The 15,590-nt window shown below is 32.5% G+C and carries 13 protein-coding genes; 9 read left to right on the top strand and 4 right to left on the bottom strand.

Features of this window, described 5'->3' with window-relative positions:
- The 3 genes from ftsA (at position 1) to QVZ41_RS02860 (ending at position 4,072) form a co-directional block, all read left to right on the top strand.
- The gene (ftsA, locus tag QVZ41_RS02870) at positions 1 to 1,368 is read left to right on the top strand and encodes a cell division protein FtsA (protein ID WP_302883038.1); all 1,368 of its coding nucleotides are present in this window, start codon (positions 1 to 3) and stop codon (positions 1,366 to 1,368) included.
- A gap of 25 nt (positions 1,369 to 1,393) precedes the next feature.
- A complete protein-coding gene (ftsZ, locus tag QVZ41_RS02865) occupies positions 1,394 to 3,529 on the top strand; it encodes a cell division protein FtsZ (protein WP_302883037.1) in 2,136 nt (711 codons plus the stop codon).
- Positions 3,530 to 3,622: 93 nt separating this feature from the next.
- Positions 3,623 to 4,072, top strand: a complete 450-nt coding sequence (locus QVZ41_RS02860) for a GatB/YqeY domain-containing protein (RefSeq protein WP_302883036.1) — start codon at positions 3,623 to 3,625, stop codon at positions 4,070 to 4,072.
- 54 nt (positions 4,073 to 4,126) lie between these two features.
- Here the strand turns inward: QVZ41_RS02860 and QVZ41_RS02855 are convergent, their stop codons facing one another.
- Both QVZ41_RS02855 and QVZ41_RS02850 read right to left on the bottom strand, forming a co-directional pair.
- The gene (locus QVZ41_RS02855) at positions 4,127 to 4,522 is read right to left on the bottom strand and encodes an acyl-CoA thioesterase (RefSeq protein WP_302883035.1); all 396 of its coding nucleotides are present in this window, start codon (positions 4,520 to 4,522) and stop codon (positions 4,127 to 4,129) included.
- 114 nt (positions 4,523 to 4,636) lie between these two features.
- Positions 4,637 to 5,686 carry a LacI family DNA-binding transcriptional regulator gene (locus tag QVZ41_RS02850; protein WP_302883034.1) on the bottom strand — a complete coding sequence of 350 codons (1,050 nt, stop codon included), beginning with the start codon at positions 5,684 to 5,686 and terminating at the stop codon, positions 4,637 to 4,639.
- A gap of 117 nt (positions 5,687 to 5,803) precedes the next feature.
- On the opposite strand from QVZ41_RS02850, the gene QVZ41_RS02845 reads away from it, so the two are divergent.
- Together QVZ41_RS02845 and QVZ41_RS02840 are read left to right on the top strand one after the other, a co-directional pair.
- Positions 5,804 to 6,853: an NAD(P)/FAD-dependent oxidoreductase gene (locus tag QVZ41_RS02845; protein WP_302883033.1), complete on the top strand. Its 1,050-nt coding sequence runs from the start codon at positions 5,804 to 5,806 to the stop codon at positions 6,851 to 6,853.
- Positions 6,854 to 6,882: 29 nt separating this feature from the next.
- Positions 6,883 to 7,275: an SPOR domain-containing protein gene (locus tag QVZ41_RS02840; RefSeq protein ID WP_302883032.1), complete on the top strand. Its 393-nt coding sequence runs from the start codon at positions 6,883 to 6,885 to the stop codon at positions 7,273 to 7,275.
- Between the two features lie 3 nt (positions 7,276 to 7,278).
- Here the strand turns inward: QVZ41_RS02840 and QVZ41_RS02835 are convergent, their stop codons facing one another.
- Positions 7,279 to 7,668: a DUF983 domain-containing protein gene (locus tag QVZ41_RS02835; protein WP_302883031.1), complete on the bottom strand. Its 390-nt coding sequence runs from the start codon at positions 7,666 to 7,668 to the stop codon at positions 7,279 to 7,281.
- Between the two features lie 117 nt (positions 7,669 to 7,785).
- Here QVZ41_RS02835 and abc-f point away from each other — a divergent pair, with 117 nt between their 5' ends.
- The 3 genes from abc-f (at position 7,786) to QVZ41_RS02820 (ending at position 11,742) form a co-directional block, all read left to right on the top strand.
- On the top strand, positions 7,786 to 9,705 hold the full coding sequence (gene abc-f, locus QVZ41_RS02830) for a ribosomal protection-like ABC-F family protein (protein WP_302883030.1): 1,920 nt from the start codon (positions 7,786 to 7,788) through the stop codon (positions 9,703 to 9,705).
- Between the two features lie 80 nt (positions 9,706 to 9,785).
- Positions 9,786 to 10,706 carry a 1-aminocyclopropane-1-carboxylate deaminase/D-cysteine desulfhydrase gene (locus QVZ41_RS02825; protein ID WP_302883029.1) on the top strand — a complete coding sequence of 307 codons (921 nt, stop codon included), beginning with the start codon at positions 9,786 to 9,788 and terminating at the stop codon, positions 10,704 to 10,706.
- Positions 10,699 to 11,742 (top strand): glucosaminidase domain-containing protein, encoded by a 1,044-nt coding sequence (locus tag QVZ41_RS02820; RefSeq protein ID WP_338140790.1) that lies wholly within the window; start codon positions 10,699 to 10,701, stop codon positions 11,740 to 11,742. The genes QVZ41_RS02825 and QVZ41_RS02820 overlap by 8 nt, the downstream gene beginning before the upstream one ends.
- A 51-nt stretch (positions 11,743 to 11,793) precedes the next feature.
- Here QVZ41_RS02820 and ald read toward each other — a convergent pair whose 3' ends face one another.
- Entirely contained in the window at positions 11,794 to 12,882 is a 1,089-nt protein-coding gene (gene ald, locus QVZ41_RS02810) for an alanine dehydrogenase (RefSeq protein ID WP_302883028.1), read from the bottom strand.
- A 415-nt stretch (positions 12,883 to 13,297) separates the two neighbouring features.
- On the opposite strand from ald, the gene QVZ41_RS02805 reads away from it, so the two are divergent.
- Entirely contained in the window at positions 13,298 to 15,343 is a 2,046-nt protein-coding gene (locus QVZ41_RS02805; RefSeq protein ID WP_302883027.1) for a YgiQ family radical SAM protein, read from the top strand.
- Positions 15,344 to 15,590: the final 247 nt, after the last annotated feature.

Below are 15,590 nucleotides of genomic sequence, written 5' to 3'. Positions count from 1 at the left end.
ATGGAAAATAACCGCATTGCTATTGGATTAGATATTGGAACAACTAAAATTGTTGCCATGATTGGTCGTGAAAACGAGTATGGTAAAATTGAGGTGTTAGGTATAGGAAAAGCAAAAAGCCTAGGAGTAAAAAGAGGTGTTGTAAATAATATTACACAAACCATACAATCTATTCAACAAGCTGTTGAAGAAGCAGAAAATGTGTCAGGGTTAAAAATTGATACGGTTACTGTGGGTATTGCAGGACATCATATTAGAAGTATTCACCATAGCGATTACATCACAAGACAAGATGCTGAAGAGGTGATTGATGAAAAAGATATAGAAAATTTAATCAATCAGGTTCATAAATTGGTGATGCTACCGGGTGAAGAAATTATCCATGTGTTGCCTCAAGAATTTAAGGTAGATAGTCAAGCAGATGTTTCAGAGCCTATCGGAATGTATGGTGGTAGGTTAGAAGCTAATTTTCATGTAGTAGTAGGTCAGGTTTCTCAAATTAAAAATATTGGGAGATGTGTAACCAATTCAGGTTTAGGATTGTCAGCCATCACCTTAGAGCCATTGGCTTCTGCAGAAGCAGTGCTAAGTCATGAAGAAAAAGAAGCAGGAGTTGCTTTGATTGATATAGGAGGTGGAACGACAGATTTGGCCATTTTTAAAGATGGAATTATTCGTCATACAGCAGTAATTCCTTTTGGAGGAAATGTCATCACAGAAGATATAAAAGAAGGTTTTTCAATTATAGAAAAACAAGCTGAATTGTTAAAAGTAAAATTTGGATCAGCTTGGCCAGGGGAAAATAAAGACAATGAAATTGTTTCTATTCCAGGATTAAGAGGTAGAGAACCAAAAGAAATTACTTTAAAGAGTTTGTCTCAAGTCATTCATGCTCGTATTACAGAAATTATTGAGCAAGTGTACTTAGAAATCAAAAATTATGGGCACGATACTCAGAATGGAAAATTAATTGCTGGAATTGTATTAACAGGTGGTGGTGCACAAGTTAAGCACTTAAAACAATTGGTGGAGTACATTACAGGAATGGATACAAGAATTGGATATCCTAATGAACATTTGGCAGGTGGTTCTGATGAATCATTGTCAAGTCCTGTTTTTGCAACTGCTGTAGGTTTGTTAATGGAAGGATTAGAAAAAATGCCAAAGCAACAACCAGTAGCTCCAGAAGAACCTGTTTTTGAAAAAATAGAAGAGAAAAAAGAAGAAATTATTGCAGAGCATCAGGAAGAGCCAGAAATAGTGGAAGAACCTAAAGCTGTAAAACAACCAAAGAAAAAAGTGAATAAAAAATCTTGGCTAGATAAGTTTACCTCTGGATTAAAAGATTTTTTAAACGAAGCAGAATAACATTCACCCATAAATCCCATTTATTATGAGCGATACACCATTTAACAACGTTGCATTCGATATGCCAAAATCACAATCAAGTTCTATAAAAGTTATAGGAGTTGGAGGTGGAGGTAGCAACGCCGTGAACCACATGTTTACCCAAGACATTAAAGGAGTAGATTTTGTGATCTGTAACACAGATGCACAAGCTTTACAAAACAGTCCGGTACCCAATAAAATTCAGTTAGGAGTTAGTTTGACTTCAGGATTAGGAGCAGGGGCAAATCCTGAGGTTGGTGAAAAAGCAGCGCAAGAAAGCATTGAAGAAATTCAGAAAATGTTGACTTCGCAAACTAAAATGGTATTTATTACTGCTGGTATGGGAGGTGGTACTGGTACAGGTGCTGCACCAATTATTGCTGGGATTGCTAAAAAAATGGACATTTTAACAGTTGGGATTGTTACCATGCCGTTTCAGTTTGAGGGTAGAATGCGTGCAAAACAAGCTCAAAAAGGGATTGACGAGCTTAGAGAAAATGTAGATTCTTTAATTGTTATCAACAATAACAAATTAAGAGAGGTGTATGGTAATTTAGGATTTAAAGCAGGTTTCTCAAAAGCAGATGAGGTTTTATCTACTGCATCAAGAGGAATTGCAGAAGTAATTACACATCACTACAAACAAAATATAGATTTACATGATGCGAAAACAGTACTTTCTAACAGTGGTACTGCCATCATGGGGTCTTCAAAAGAAGCAGGAGAGAACAGAGCTCAAAATGCCATTAAGAAAGCTTTAGATTCTCCGTTGTTAAATGACAACAAGATTAGAGGAGCTAAAAATGTATTGTTGTTAATTGTTTCTGGAGCTGATGAAGTGACTTTAGATGAAATCGGAGAAATCAACGATTATATTCAGGAAGAAGCAGGTTACGAAGCCAACATTATTATGGGGGTTGGTGAGGACGAATCTTTAGGAGATGCTATTGCTGTAACGGTAGTTGCTACTGGTTTCGCTATAGATCAACAACGAGACATTACCAATACTGAGGTTAAAAAAGTATATCATACTTTAAACAACGAACAAACAGCTCATTATAATTTTGAAGATGAGCAAACAGTGGTAAGACCAAGAACCACTCGTATTATAGAAGAGCCTATTGAAGAGAAAAAAGTAGTTCATCAATTGGTAGACGAAGAACCAGAAAAAGTAGTTTTTACACCTAAGAAAAAAGTTGAAAACGAATTGATTGAAACATCAACAGCTATTGAGAATTTAGAAGTTGTTTTTGAAGAAGTTAAAAAAGAAGCATCAGAAATAGTTGAAGAAGAAGAATCTTATGACTTTGTTAGCGAAGATGATTTTGTGATTAATGACATCACGCCAAATTTATTTTCAGAATTAGAGGAAGAGCCAGTTGCTAAAGTAAATGTGTTTGATTTACCAGTGAATTCGGTTGTTGAGGTTAAAAAAGAAGAGCCTATCAATATTTTTGATATCCCTGTAATAGATGCTGAGGAGATAAAGTATGAGGCTAAAGAAGAAGTTTTTAACGTGTTTGATTTGCCTGTAATTGATGCTGAAGAAGTCGTTTTTGAAAGAAAACTTGAAGAGTCTCCAAAAAAAACGGTTTATGTTTTAGAAGATGAGCAGGAAGATATTAATGAAATAGAAGTTGTAGAAGCAAAAGAAATATCTGCACAGCCTATAGCAAAGCAAGAAGAAAGTTTATCAGGGATTAAAAGATATACTTTAGGTCATTTTGATGCACAGCCAACGATTAAAAATTCTTCTTCTTTAGAAATAAAGAAGAAAGTTGAAGCTACAGAAGTAAATGATGTTGAAGAAATTAAATTTGAAGTTAGAGAGCCAAAACAAATGGAGGTAATTGACCACGAAGAGGTTTCTCCTTTAAATTTAACCATCTCTGAAGTGCAACGAAGTGCTGAAAAACGAAAAAATACCTTCAAAAAATATAATCATAGATTTAAAACATCAGCATTTAATGAAGATGTAATTGATGATATTGAAAAGGAACCAGCCTATAAAAGATTAGGTTTAGAGCTACATAGCAAACAAGATGTAAACAATAGATCAAGAACCTCTATAGATGTTGACAAAGACAATGAGGTAACGATTAGAAAGAATAATTCTTTTTTACATGATAATGTAGATTAGTCTTAGTTATATATAAAAACAAGTGCTTTAAAACCCGACCATTGGTTGGGTTTTTTTAATACTTTTGTAGTCCAATCATCAAATCCAAATAAAATGAGTTTATCAACAGAAGTCATGGCAAAAATGAAAGATGCCATGAGAGCAAAAGATACCGTAGCCTTAGAAGCATTAAGAGCTGTAAAATCTGCAATTTTATTAGCACAAACAGAAAATGGAGCTAAAGAAGAGTTAACCGAAGATGCGGAGATTAAATTGTTGCAAAAATTGGTAAAACAACGTAAAGATTCAGCAACCTTATATACAGAACAAGGAAGAGCAGATTTGGCAGAACCTGAAATAGCACAAGCGGAGATTATTTCTCAGTTTTTACCAGAACAAATGAGTGAAGAGGAATTAAAAGCGGCTTTGTCTAAATTAATTTCTGAAACAGGAGCTTCATCAATCAAAGATATGGGGAGATTAATGGGAGTTGCTTCTCAACAATTTGCTGGTAAAGCAGATGGAAAGGCAATTTCTGCAGTCATCAAACAATTATTGTCATAATAATATTACGAATATTAAAAAAAGCGACTCATTCGAGTCGCTTTTTTTATGAAATTATTTATCGTTGTTTAATCTGTCTCTAACAAATTCTACTTCTGTTTTACCATGTGGTTTTGGTTTTCCATCATCACCTAAATTAACCATAATAATATTATCTACTTTGATAATGGTTTCACGAGTCATTTTGTTTCTGACTTCACAATTTAAGGTTAAAGATGATTTTCCAAATTTTTCTACCTCCATTCCAATTTCAACAATATCCCCTTGTCTTGCAGAGCTTAAGAAGTTAATTTCAGACATGTATTTAGTAACGACTCTACTGTTTTCAAGTTGTATGATAGAATATAAGGCAGCTTCTTCATCTATCCATGCTAATAATTTCCCGCCAAATAAAGTTCCGTTAGCGTTTAGGTCTTCGGGTTTTACCCATTTTCTTGTGTGAAATCTCATCTGTTTTAAATGTTTGTGTAAAGGTACATTTCACAATATGAATTAACAATTTTATAGCTTAGATAAAACCTATATGGTAATAATGAATAACTATTGTGGTTTCAAAATAGCTTCTTAAGAATTGTAATTTAGCTTTAAAAAGTTTTTGGTAGAGCTTCTCATGACCAAATCTGTTTTAATAATTTTGGTAACGTAAGGAAGATTGTCAACTTCTGTCTCAATTCTTTCAATCAATAATTTAGCAGCTTTAGCACCCATTTTTTCGCCATGTTGACTAATAGTGGTCATTTGTGGACTGGCGTGTCTTGCTAAAATTCCATTTGAAAAAGCGATGACAGAAAAGTTTCCAGGAATATTATATCCTAATTTCAAGGCTACTTTTTGAGCAGCAATGGCTGTAGCTTCGTTGGTAGTAATGACTCCGTCTATTTTATTTTTTTCTAAAATAGGCGTTAGTAATTTTTCGTATTCTTTGTAGTTATAATCAGATAAGTCAATAATAAGTTCTTCGTTTACAGGAAAATTATATTCCTCTAAAGCTTGTAAATATCCTTTTTTTCTTTTTTTAGTACTCCCAAGTTTTCTATGGGTTGATATAAATGCAATGTTTTTACAACCGGTATTTTTTAGGTGTTCCACAGCGTTAAAAGTTGCTTTATGGTCTTTAATCATCACTTTGTCACACTCTAATTCTTTAGGAACCCTATCAAACATCACAATAGGAAAACCTTCATCAATGACGTTCTGAAAGTGTATATAATCCTTATTAATGCTACTTTCTAAAGCAGGAGAAATAATAAAACCATCAATACTACCATTAGATAACATTTCTAGAATTTCAATTTCTTTGCTTGTTTTTTCGTTAGATACACAAGTAATAATTTTATAGCCAGCCTCATTGGCAACTTGTTCAATTCCATTAAAAACTTGTGCGTAAATATATTTTAGCATATTAGGAATCAATACGGCTATGGTCTTGGTTTTTTTGTTTTTTAAACTAAGCGCATTAAAATTAGGCTTGTATTTAAACTCTTTAGCATAGGCCTGAATACGTTTTTTGGTAGCTTCAGCAATTTCGTGGCTATCATTAAGAGCTTTAGAAACCGTTGAAATAGAAACATTTAGTTCCTTTGCAATGTCTTTAATGGTTAACTTTTTTTTCATAGAGTACGTTTGGTGAAAAAAAATAATCAATCTATTCCGTTCCAATGTCAAATATACTCATAATTAATAAGTTGTAAATTAATATACAACGATTTCTTAAAATTGTAAATTAGCTTTATGCAAGTAGAATATATTATTGTAGGTTTTGGATTGGCTGGGATGGCTATTTCCAAAGAGTTAGAAGATCATGGACACTCTTTTGTGGTGTTAGACAATGCATCGCAAGTGTCTTCCAGAGTGGCGGCAGGCGTTTTTAACCCTGTTATTTTAAAACGTTTTACTCCTGTTTGGAATGCGGATGAACAATTGGACAATTTATTTCCTTTTTACAAAGACATCAGTAAAAGATTGGGAGGACAGTATCTTACTTTTTTTGATACGCTAAAAGTTTTTAAATCTGTAGAAGATCAAAACAATTGGTTTATGGCTTGTGACAATCCATTGTTAGAAAAATACATGGATCCTAAAATCATCAAGGTAGAAAAGAACGGAATTACACATTATGAAGGTTTTGGAAAAGTAAATGGAACCGGAAGGGTGTTGGTGACGAATGTGTTAGATGATTATATCAAATATTTAAAAGAAAAAGAGCAGTTTTTGGATATTCCTTTTATGCATGGCGAATTGGACATTCAGGAAGATAGCATTACTTATAAAAATATAACGGCTACTAAAATTATTTTTGCCGAAGGATATGGTTTAAAAGAGAATCCATTTTTTAATTACTTACCTTTAACAGGAACCAAAGGAGAAATGCTCTTTATTAAAGCTCCAGATTTAAAGATAACAGAACAAATAAAATCAAGTTTGTTTGTGTTGCCTGTTGGTAATGATATTTATTGGATTGGAGCCACTTTTAATTGGACAGACAAAACTTTAGATCCTACAGAAAAAGGAAGAAAAGAATTGTTAGATAAATTAGAAACCATGATTGATGTTCCTTATGAGATTGTCAATCAGTTTGGAGGAATAAGACCAACGGTGAAAGATAGAAGACCTCTGGTAGGGAAACATCCAGAATATAAAAACTTAATTGTTTTTAACGGGTTGGGAACTCGTGGAGTAATGATTGCACCAACTGTGGCAAAACAATTGTACCAACATATAGAACATAATAAACCTTTGTCTAAAGAAATTGATATTCAAAGATTTTTACCCAATAGCTAAAAGAAAAAGAATCATTAAAATTTAATATTATGAACTTAGAAAAGAAAACAAAATCATTGATCATTGGAAAATTAATTTGCGCATTGCTAATTTTTGTTTCAGTTGCGTGTTCTGGCAAAAAAGAAGAAGCACCTGTAAAACAAGAAGTAGCCACTCCATTGAAAAAGGAAGAAGTGAAACAAGAAATAGCAAAGCCGGTAAATGTAATTTCTTATGGAGTGCAAATTGGAGCTTACAAAAAGTTTGACATAGAGTTTGAATCGAGCATTAAGAATATAAAAAACAATGGTCTTAGCAATTATGTTTTAGGGGATTTTAAAACAATAGAAGAAGCTCAAGAATTCCTTAAAATTATGAAAGATTTAAGTATTAAAGATGCTTTTGTTGTAAAAATGAAAGATGGAAAAATTGTAAAAGAGTAATTTTTATTTTACTCTTTTTTCTGGGTCTTTTTGGTATTTTACAAATAGGTGAATCCAAATTACTCTAGAAATTCTTAAACTCCACGGAGCCAATATAAAAAGACCTCCCGCAATCACAAATAAGCTTTGTCTCATGCTCAATCCAAAAAAGACAACGCTTATAAAGTATAAGGCAATGGCCATGGCAACACTCAGTCCATAACCCACATACATCGCTCCATAAAAAAAGGAAGGTTCCCTCATGTATTTTAAATTACATTTAGGACAATGACTTTTGGTTTCGGTAGTTTTTAAGATTTTAAAAGAAAGTTTGTTCTCAAAAAAATCTCCTTCATGACATTGTGGGCATTTAGATTTAAAGATGCTGTAGAGTTTGCTTTCTTTTGTAAACATGGTCTGTATATTTATGGTACTTTTGCATCGTCTAAAAGACGTAATAGCAATTTAAAGGTTCTTAATATTCATCAAATATAGTTCCTATTTTTTTGATAAAAGCAACAAAAGTTACATATGGTTAACGTACATAATTTAACAGTTACATTTAATGGTACAGATCTTTTTTCGGGGATTACTTTTAAGTTAGAAAAAGGAGATAGAGTAGGATTGGTAGGGAAAAACGGAGCAGGAAAATCTACCTTGTTAAAAGTGCTTTCTAAAGATTTACCAAGCGATGGCGGAACCATGGCTTTTGATAAAGACATCCAAATTGGTTTTTTACGTCAGGATATAGATTTTATCCCGGGTAGAACCATTTTAGAAGAAGCTTATCAAGCTTTTGAAGAAATTAAAAAAATAGAAGTTGAGTTAGAAAAAATCAACAATGAATTAGCAGAAAGAACAGATTACGAAAGTGATTACTATGTAAACTTAATGCACAGTTTAGAAGAAAATACTACTCGTTACGAACTTTTAGGAGGATACAATTACCAAGGAGAAACAGAAAAAATACTTCAAGGATTAGGGTTTCAACGAGCAGATTTTAATAAACTAACCGATACTTTTTCCGGAGGATGGAGAATGCGTATTGAATTGGCAAAATTGCTTTTGCAACAAAATGATATTTTGTTATTAGATGAGCCTACCAACCACTTAGATATTGAATCTATTATTTGGTTAGAAAATTTTTTGAGAAATTATGCAGGAGCAGTAGTTTTGGTGTCTCACGATAAAATGTTTTTAGACAATGTAACCAACAGAACTATCGAAATTTCTTTAGGTCAGATTTACGATTATAAAAAATCGTACTCTCAGTTTATGTTGTTGCGTGATGAGATTCGTGAAAAGCAAATTCAAGCTCAGAAAAATCAAGAAAAAGAAATCAAAGCCAAAGAGGAATTGATAGAAAGATTCCGATACAAAGCAACCAAAGCTTCTTTAGCACAATCGTTAATCAAACAATTAGATAAAGTCCAGCGTATTGAGGTAGATGGAGAGGATAATGCGGTGATGAATGTTCGTTTTCCAATATCAAAAGAACCAGGAAAAATTGTGGTAGAAGCAGAAAAGGTATCTAAAAGTTACGGAGACAAACATGTGTTGGCCAATGTAAACATGATGATAGAACGTGGTTCTAAAATTGCCTTTGTGGGTCAAAACGGACAAGGCAAATCAACTTTAGCCAAAATGATGGTTGGAGAAACCGAATACCAAGGAAGCTTAAAGTTAGGACACAACGTAGAAATAGGATATTTTGCTCAAAACCAAGCAGAACATTTAAATGGGGAAATGACTTTGTTAGAAACCATGGAAAATGCAGCGAATGATAGTAATAGAGCAAAAGTAAGAAATATGCTAGGTTCTTTTTTATTTAGTGGAGATGATGTAGAGAAAAAGGTAAAAGTATTATCTGGAGGGGAACGTAATAGATTGGCATTGTGTAAAATGTTACTAGATCCGTTTAATGTGTTGGTGATGGATGAGCCTACCAACCACTTAGATATTGCTTCTAAAAATGTGCTAAAACAAGCTTTAGAAAATTTTGAAGGAACCTTGATTTTAGTGTCTCACGATAGAGATTTTTTACAAGGTTTAACGGAAAAAGTATTCTACTTTAAGGACAAAGAAATTAAAGAGTATTTAGGAGATTTAGACTATTTCTTGGCAGAGCATAAGTTAGAAGACATGCGAGAAGCGGAGATGAAAACGGTGGTAGCCTCAGAAAAATCTAACGAACCTAAAAGCGGAAAATTAAGTAGAGAAGAAGAGAAAGAACTTAAAAAGTTAAAAAATAAGTTTAGTAAAATAGAAAGAACCATTTCTGATTTAGAAAAAGACATTAAAAAAATGGATGATCAGTTGGCAGAAGATTATGAAAAACACGCTGCTGATGGAACTTTCTTTGAAAAATATCAGGCTAAAAAAGACGAATTGGATAATTTAACCGAAGAACTTTTTGAGTTAGATGATGAGATTTCGTCTAGAGAAGGATAGTTAATGTATTCTCTCCCGAATCTTCGGGATGCTTGAATACCTTGGTCATCGAGCGGAGTCGAGATGTAAACAAAATATTTATGATTTCCAAAAACATACAAATCAACCTTCCTCTTTTACAAGAAAAAGAAGTCGAGTTGTACGTAAAGAGAGAAGACTTGTTACATCCTTTTATTTCGGGAAATAAATTCAGGAAATTAAAATACAATCTACAAGAAGCCAAGAAACAAAATAAAGAATGTTTGTTAACTTTTGGAGGAGCTTATTCCAATCATATTTTGGCCACAGCTGCTGCTGGAAAAGAATATGGTTTTAAAACTGTTGGAGTGATTCGTGGAGAGGAATTAGGAATAGAGGTAGAAAAAACATTGAATCAAAATCCGACTTTAAAACAAGCACATCAATTTGGAATGGAATTCCTATTTGTGTCTCGTACTGAGTATCAACAAAAAAACGAAACGGATTTTTTAACCTCACTTTTAATAAAATATCCTAATAGTTATATCGTTCCAGAAGGAGGAACCAATGTATTGGCAATTAAAGGTTGCGAAGAAATTTTATCGGAAAATGACAAAGAATTCAGTTATGTTGCATGTGCCATGGGAACAGGAGGGACGGTTACGGGAATTATTAATAGTAGCACTGCTGAACAGCATATTTTAGTGTTTCCATCGTTAAAAGGAAATTGGATGGTAGATGAGATCAACAGCTTGAAACCAAATAAACAAAATTGGGAAGTAATTCCTGATTTTCATTTTGGAGGCTATGGGAAAGTATCCGATGAAATCATTACTTTTATCAATCAATTTAAAAACCAAACCAACATTTTATTAGATCCTATTTATACAGGAAAAATGCTGTTTGGTATTTTAGAGTTAATCAAAAACAATCACTTTAAAAAAGGAAGTAAAATTTTGGCTATTCATACCGGTGGATTGCAAGGAATAGCAGGAATGAACCTTCTTTTAAAGCAAAAAAATAAAACAATTATCAATGAATAAATTTTTAGTTTTTCTTTCAGTATTCATCATTGTTTCTTGTAGTTCTAGTAAAAAAACAACAAGTAGAAAAAGAACCAAAGTTGTAAATGTGGCTACCGATCATGAAGTAAAAGTGGTGGCGAGCAAAGAGGCTTTAAAAGAAGTAGAAAAAGTTGTAGCAGAAACCAAGAAAGATGCTAAAGATTATTTAAGCGATTATACGCTAACTTATATTGAGCAATATGCCCCAATTGCAATGGAAGAAATGCGAAAATTCAAAATTCCGGCTAGTATTACTTTGGCTCAAGGAATTTTAGAATCGGGAAGTGGAAGAAGTAATTTGGCTTTAAAATCTAATAATCATTTTGGAATTAAATGTCACACGGGTTGGAACGGTGATAAAGTATATCATGATGATGATGAAAAAGGAGAATGTTTTAGAAAATATGAATATCCAGCAACTTCTTATCAAGATCATTCTTTGTTTTTAACCACTCGTTTTAGATATGCAAGTTTGTTTGGTTTAGACAAAGACGATTACAAGCGATGGGCAAAAGGTTTAAAAAAAGCAGGGTATGCTACCGATCCAAAATATCCAGATAAATTGATAAATTATATTGAAAAGTACGAATTGTACAAGTATGATGAAATGGTTTTAAAAGGGAAAAGTTTAGAATACGTATCTGTTAATGAGGACGAAATTAAATCGACGATAGAAGATTACAAGGAAGAATCAAAAAGGCGAAAAAAAATTAACAGAAAAGGAATTCATGTCGTAAAAGATGATGATACTTTATATTCAATTTCTAAAAAATACGGAATTCCAATTGATGAAATCAAAGTTTTAAATGGTCTAAATGATAATATTATTCATGAAGGAGAAGAGTTGAAACTAAGAAGTGATGCAGAACGCAGCGATTATCATGTTGTAGAGAAAAAAGAAACTTTGTATTCTATTGCTAAAAAATATAATTTAACGGTTGATGAGTTAAAAAGAATGAATCATTTAAGAAGCAATGATTTGTCTATAGGGCAAGAATTAAAAGTAGAAGATTAAAAAAAGCGATTCTAAATTTAGAATCGCTTTTTTATTAATAAGATTGTTAATTTATACCCAATCAAAAGTTTCAATAATTTCTTTATAAATAACTTCTCCTTTAGAAATATTTAAACCTTTTTTAAGACCTTCATCAGAGGCTAAAGCTTTTTCCCAACCCATGTTTGCTATTTTAAGAGCGTAACTTGTTGTTACATTTGTTAGAGCTAAAGTTGAGGTATAAGGAACTGCTCCTGGCATATTGGCTACAGAGTAATGAACAACATCATCTATAATATAGATAGGATCCTCGTGTGTAGTTGGTTTAGTTGTTTCAACACATCCTCCTTGATCTACCGCAACATCCACAATTACAGCACCAGGTTTCATTGTTTTAAGCATGTCTCTAGTGATTAAATTAGGAGCTTTTTTACCTTTAAGTAAAACTCCACCAATAATTAAATCGTGAGTTTTTACGTTTGTTCTAATATTATACTCATTAGAGAACTCAGTAACACAGTTGTTTGGTAATACATCATTAGCGTAACGCAAACGTTTCATATCTATGTCTAATATAGTTACTTGAGCTCCTAAACCAGAAGCCATTTTAGCAGCTTGCATACCAACAATTCCTGCTCCTAAAATTAATACCTTTCCAGGAGATACTCCTGGAACTCCCCCTAATAAAAGACCACGACCTTTTACAGGTTTTTCTAAGTATTTAGCACCTTGTTGAATAGACATTCTTCCTGCAACTTCTGACATTGGAGTTAATAAAGGTAAACCACCATCTTTGTCTTCAACAGTTTCGTAAGCAATACAAATTGCTTTACTCTTAATCATTGCTTTAGTTAATGCTTCGCTAGATGCAAAATGGAAGTAGGTAAATACTATTTGATCTTTTTTAATTAAATCATATTCTTTTTCAATAGGCTCTTTAACTTTTACAATCATTTCTGCAACTTGATATACTTCTTCAATAGTATTAAGAATTGTAGCTCCAGCATTTACATATGCTTCATCTGAAAAACCACTATTGTCGCCAGCGGTTGTTTGTATGAAAACTTCATGATTATTTTTAACGAGTTCGTAAACACCACCAGGTGTCATACCAACACGATTTTCATTGTTTTTAATTTCTTTAGGTATACCTACTTTCATGTTGAGTTATTTAATAAGGTTTAAGAGGTTAAGATTTTAATTTGTCATTCTCAAATTTGAAAAAAATAGTTATGATAAAAAATAAAAAGCAGTTAAAATATTCTTAGATAATTGATAATTAGTTTTTTAACAAATATCGAATTTGTTTGTGATGATATGTTTTAAAAAATGATAAACGTTTAATCAAATTCGTAAAAAAAATCTTCTTTTTTTTATTCACCTGTTTTGTTTGTATATATCTAAAGCTTATTATAGATTGTTTACTTAAGATAAGTGTGGTTTAAAATTAAAAATCATATCAAATAGTTGAGTTTTTTAATTTTACTATGGTCATGGTGTTATGTGTCCTTATCCTTAATAGATAATCTTACGAAACAGATATTGTTATTCCTTTTAATCAATGTATCTTTGCAAAATGGAACAAGAGTTAAGACTATCAAGCTGGTTACCAACAACTAAGAAAGAATGTAAAATTAGAGGTTGGGAGGAATTAGATGTAATTCTATTTAGTGGAGATGCCTATGTGGATCATCCATCATTTGGACCTGCAGTAATTGGTCGTTTGTTAGAGAGTTACGGGTTAAGAGTTGCTATTGTTCCACAACCGAGTGTGACTGATAATTTACAGGATTTTGAAAAACTTGGGAACCCAAGATTGTTCTTTGGAGTGACTTCTGGAGTGATGGATTCTATGGTAAGTAATTATACAGCTAGCAAACGTAAACGAGATAAGGATGCTTATACGCCAAATGGTGATATTGGTTTTAGACCCGATTATGCTACAACAGTTTACAGTAAAATATTAAAAGAAAAATTCCCTGATACACCTGTGTTAATTGGTGGGATTGAAGCTTCGTTAAGACGTGTAACTCATTATGATTATTGGTCTGATGCTTTAAAACCAAGTATTTTAAAAGAATCTGGAGCAGATATTTTGGTATACGGAATGGGGGAGCAACCTCTTAAAGAAATTGTAACCTTAATGCAAAAAGGAGTTCCTTTTTCATCGTTAAAAACCATAAAGCAAACGGCTTATTTGCAACCTAAAATAGACCCTTTACAAAAAAATAAAAATTGGGTAGATAAAAGATTAAGTTCTCATGAAGATTGTTTAGCAGATAAAAAAACTTTTGCAGCCAATTTTAAAATTGTAGAGCAAGAATCTAACAAAACCTACGGAGGTAGAATTTTACAAGACATAGGAGATGATGTTTTGGTGATCAATCCACCTTATCCAACCATGCTGGAAAAAGAAATTGATGCTTCTTTCGATTTGCCTTATACTCGTTTGCCGCATCCTAAATACAACAAAAGAGGTCCTATTCCTGCTTTTGAAATGATTAAATTTTCTATCAACACGCATCGTGGATGTTTTGGTGGATGTAGTTTTTGTACCATTTCTGCGCATCAAGGAAAATTTATTGCAAGTAGAAGTAAAGAATCTATTTTAAAAGAAGTAGATCAAGTAGCAAATATGCCAGATTTTAAAGGGTATTTGTCTGATATTGGAGGGCCATCGGCCAACATGTATCAAATGAAAGGAAAAGTTCAAGAGATTTGTGACAAATGTGTAGCTCCTTCTTGTATCAACCCTGTAATTTGTTCAAATTTAGATACTTCTCACGCTGCTATGACGGACTTGTATCAGGCGGTAGATAAACATCCAAAAATTAAAAAATCATTTATTGGATCTGGAATTCGTTACGATATGTTGGTGCCAGATTTTAATAAAAATGCCGATCCTAAAGAGTTAGAGGCTTATACTGAAGAAGTAATTACCAATCACGTTTCTGGACGTTTAAAAGTAGCTCCAGAGCATACTTCAGATAAAGTATTGAGGTTGATGCGTAAACCATCTTTCTCTAACTTTCATGATTTTAAAAAGATTTTTGACAAAATCAATTTAAGAAAGAAGTTAAACCTACAATTGATTCCTTATTTTATTTCTAGTCACCCACAATCTGACATAGAGGACATGGCAAACATGGCTGCAGAAACCAAAGATATGGGATTCCAATTAGAGCAAGTACAAGGATTTACACCAACGCCAATGACTGTGGCAACGGTTATTTACTATAGTGGATACCATCCTTATACTTTGGAAAAAATGGATACGCCCAAAACGGCTAAGGAAAAAGAAGAGCAACATAGATTCTTTTTTTGGTATAAAAAAGAGAACCAAGCATGGATCCGTAAATCTTTAACCAAAATAGGGAGACAAGATTTATTGAATAAATTGTTACCTAAAGGAGGAGGTACTGGTTATAAAAAAGATTTTAAAGCAAAAAACACTTTTGATGATACTGTAGACGTGCCTAAAGGAATCATTCATAAAAAATCTAAACCTACAAGAGGAAAAAGAAATCAAGATGGGTTTGTGAGTGTTTTAGATAAAGATAGAACTCCTAAAGAAGATAAATTTTCGGATAGAAAAAGAAAACCGAAAAGAAGAAAGAGATAAACAAAAGAGCCTTACATTAAAAATGTAAGGTTTTTTTGTTGTGGTAAATTAAACCTTATGTGAAAAATAAAGTCACATTATAGATTGCAAGTAGTAGAAAGATATTTTTGGATATTACAGTGTAATTAGTTTAGTTAGTTTAAAACTCCTAGCCTTGGGTTAGGAGTTTTTTTATTAATAACATGTTTTATCTTTTTTGCTTAGGGGAGTCATAAATCTTTATTTTTGATGTGAAAATGGAATTACT

The organism is Wenyingzhuangia gilva, assembly GCF_030519655.1.
In the GTDB taxonomy this organism is placed as follows: Bacteria; Bacteroidota; Bacteroidia; order Flavobacteriales; family Flavobacteriaceae; genus Wenyingzhuangia; species Wenyingzhuangia gilva.
The sequence above is the reverse complement of the archived record's forward strand: the minus strand, read 5'-3'. Positions and strand labels throughout refer to the sequence as shown.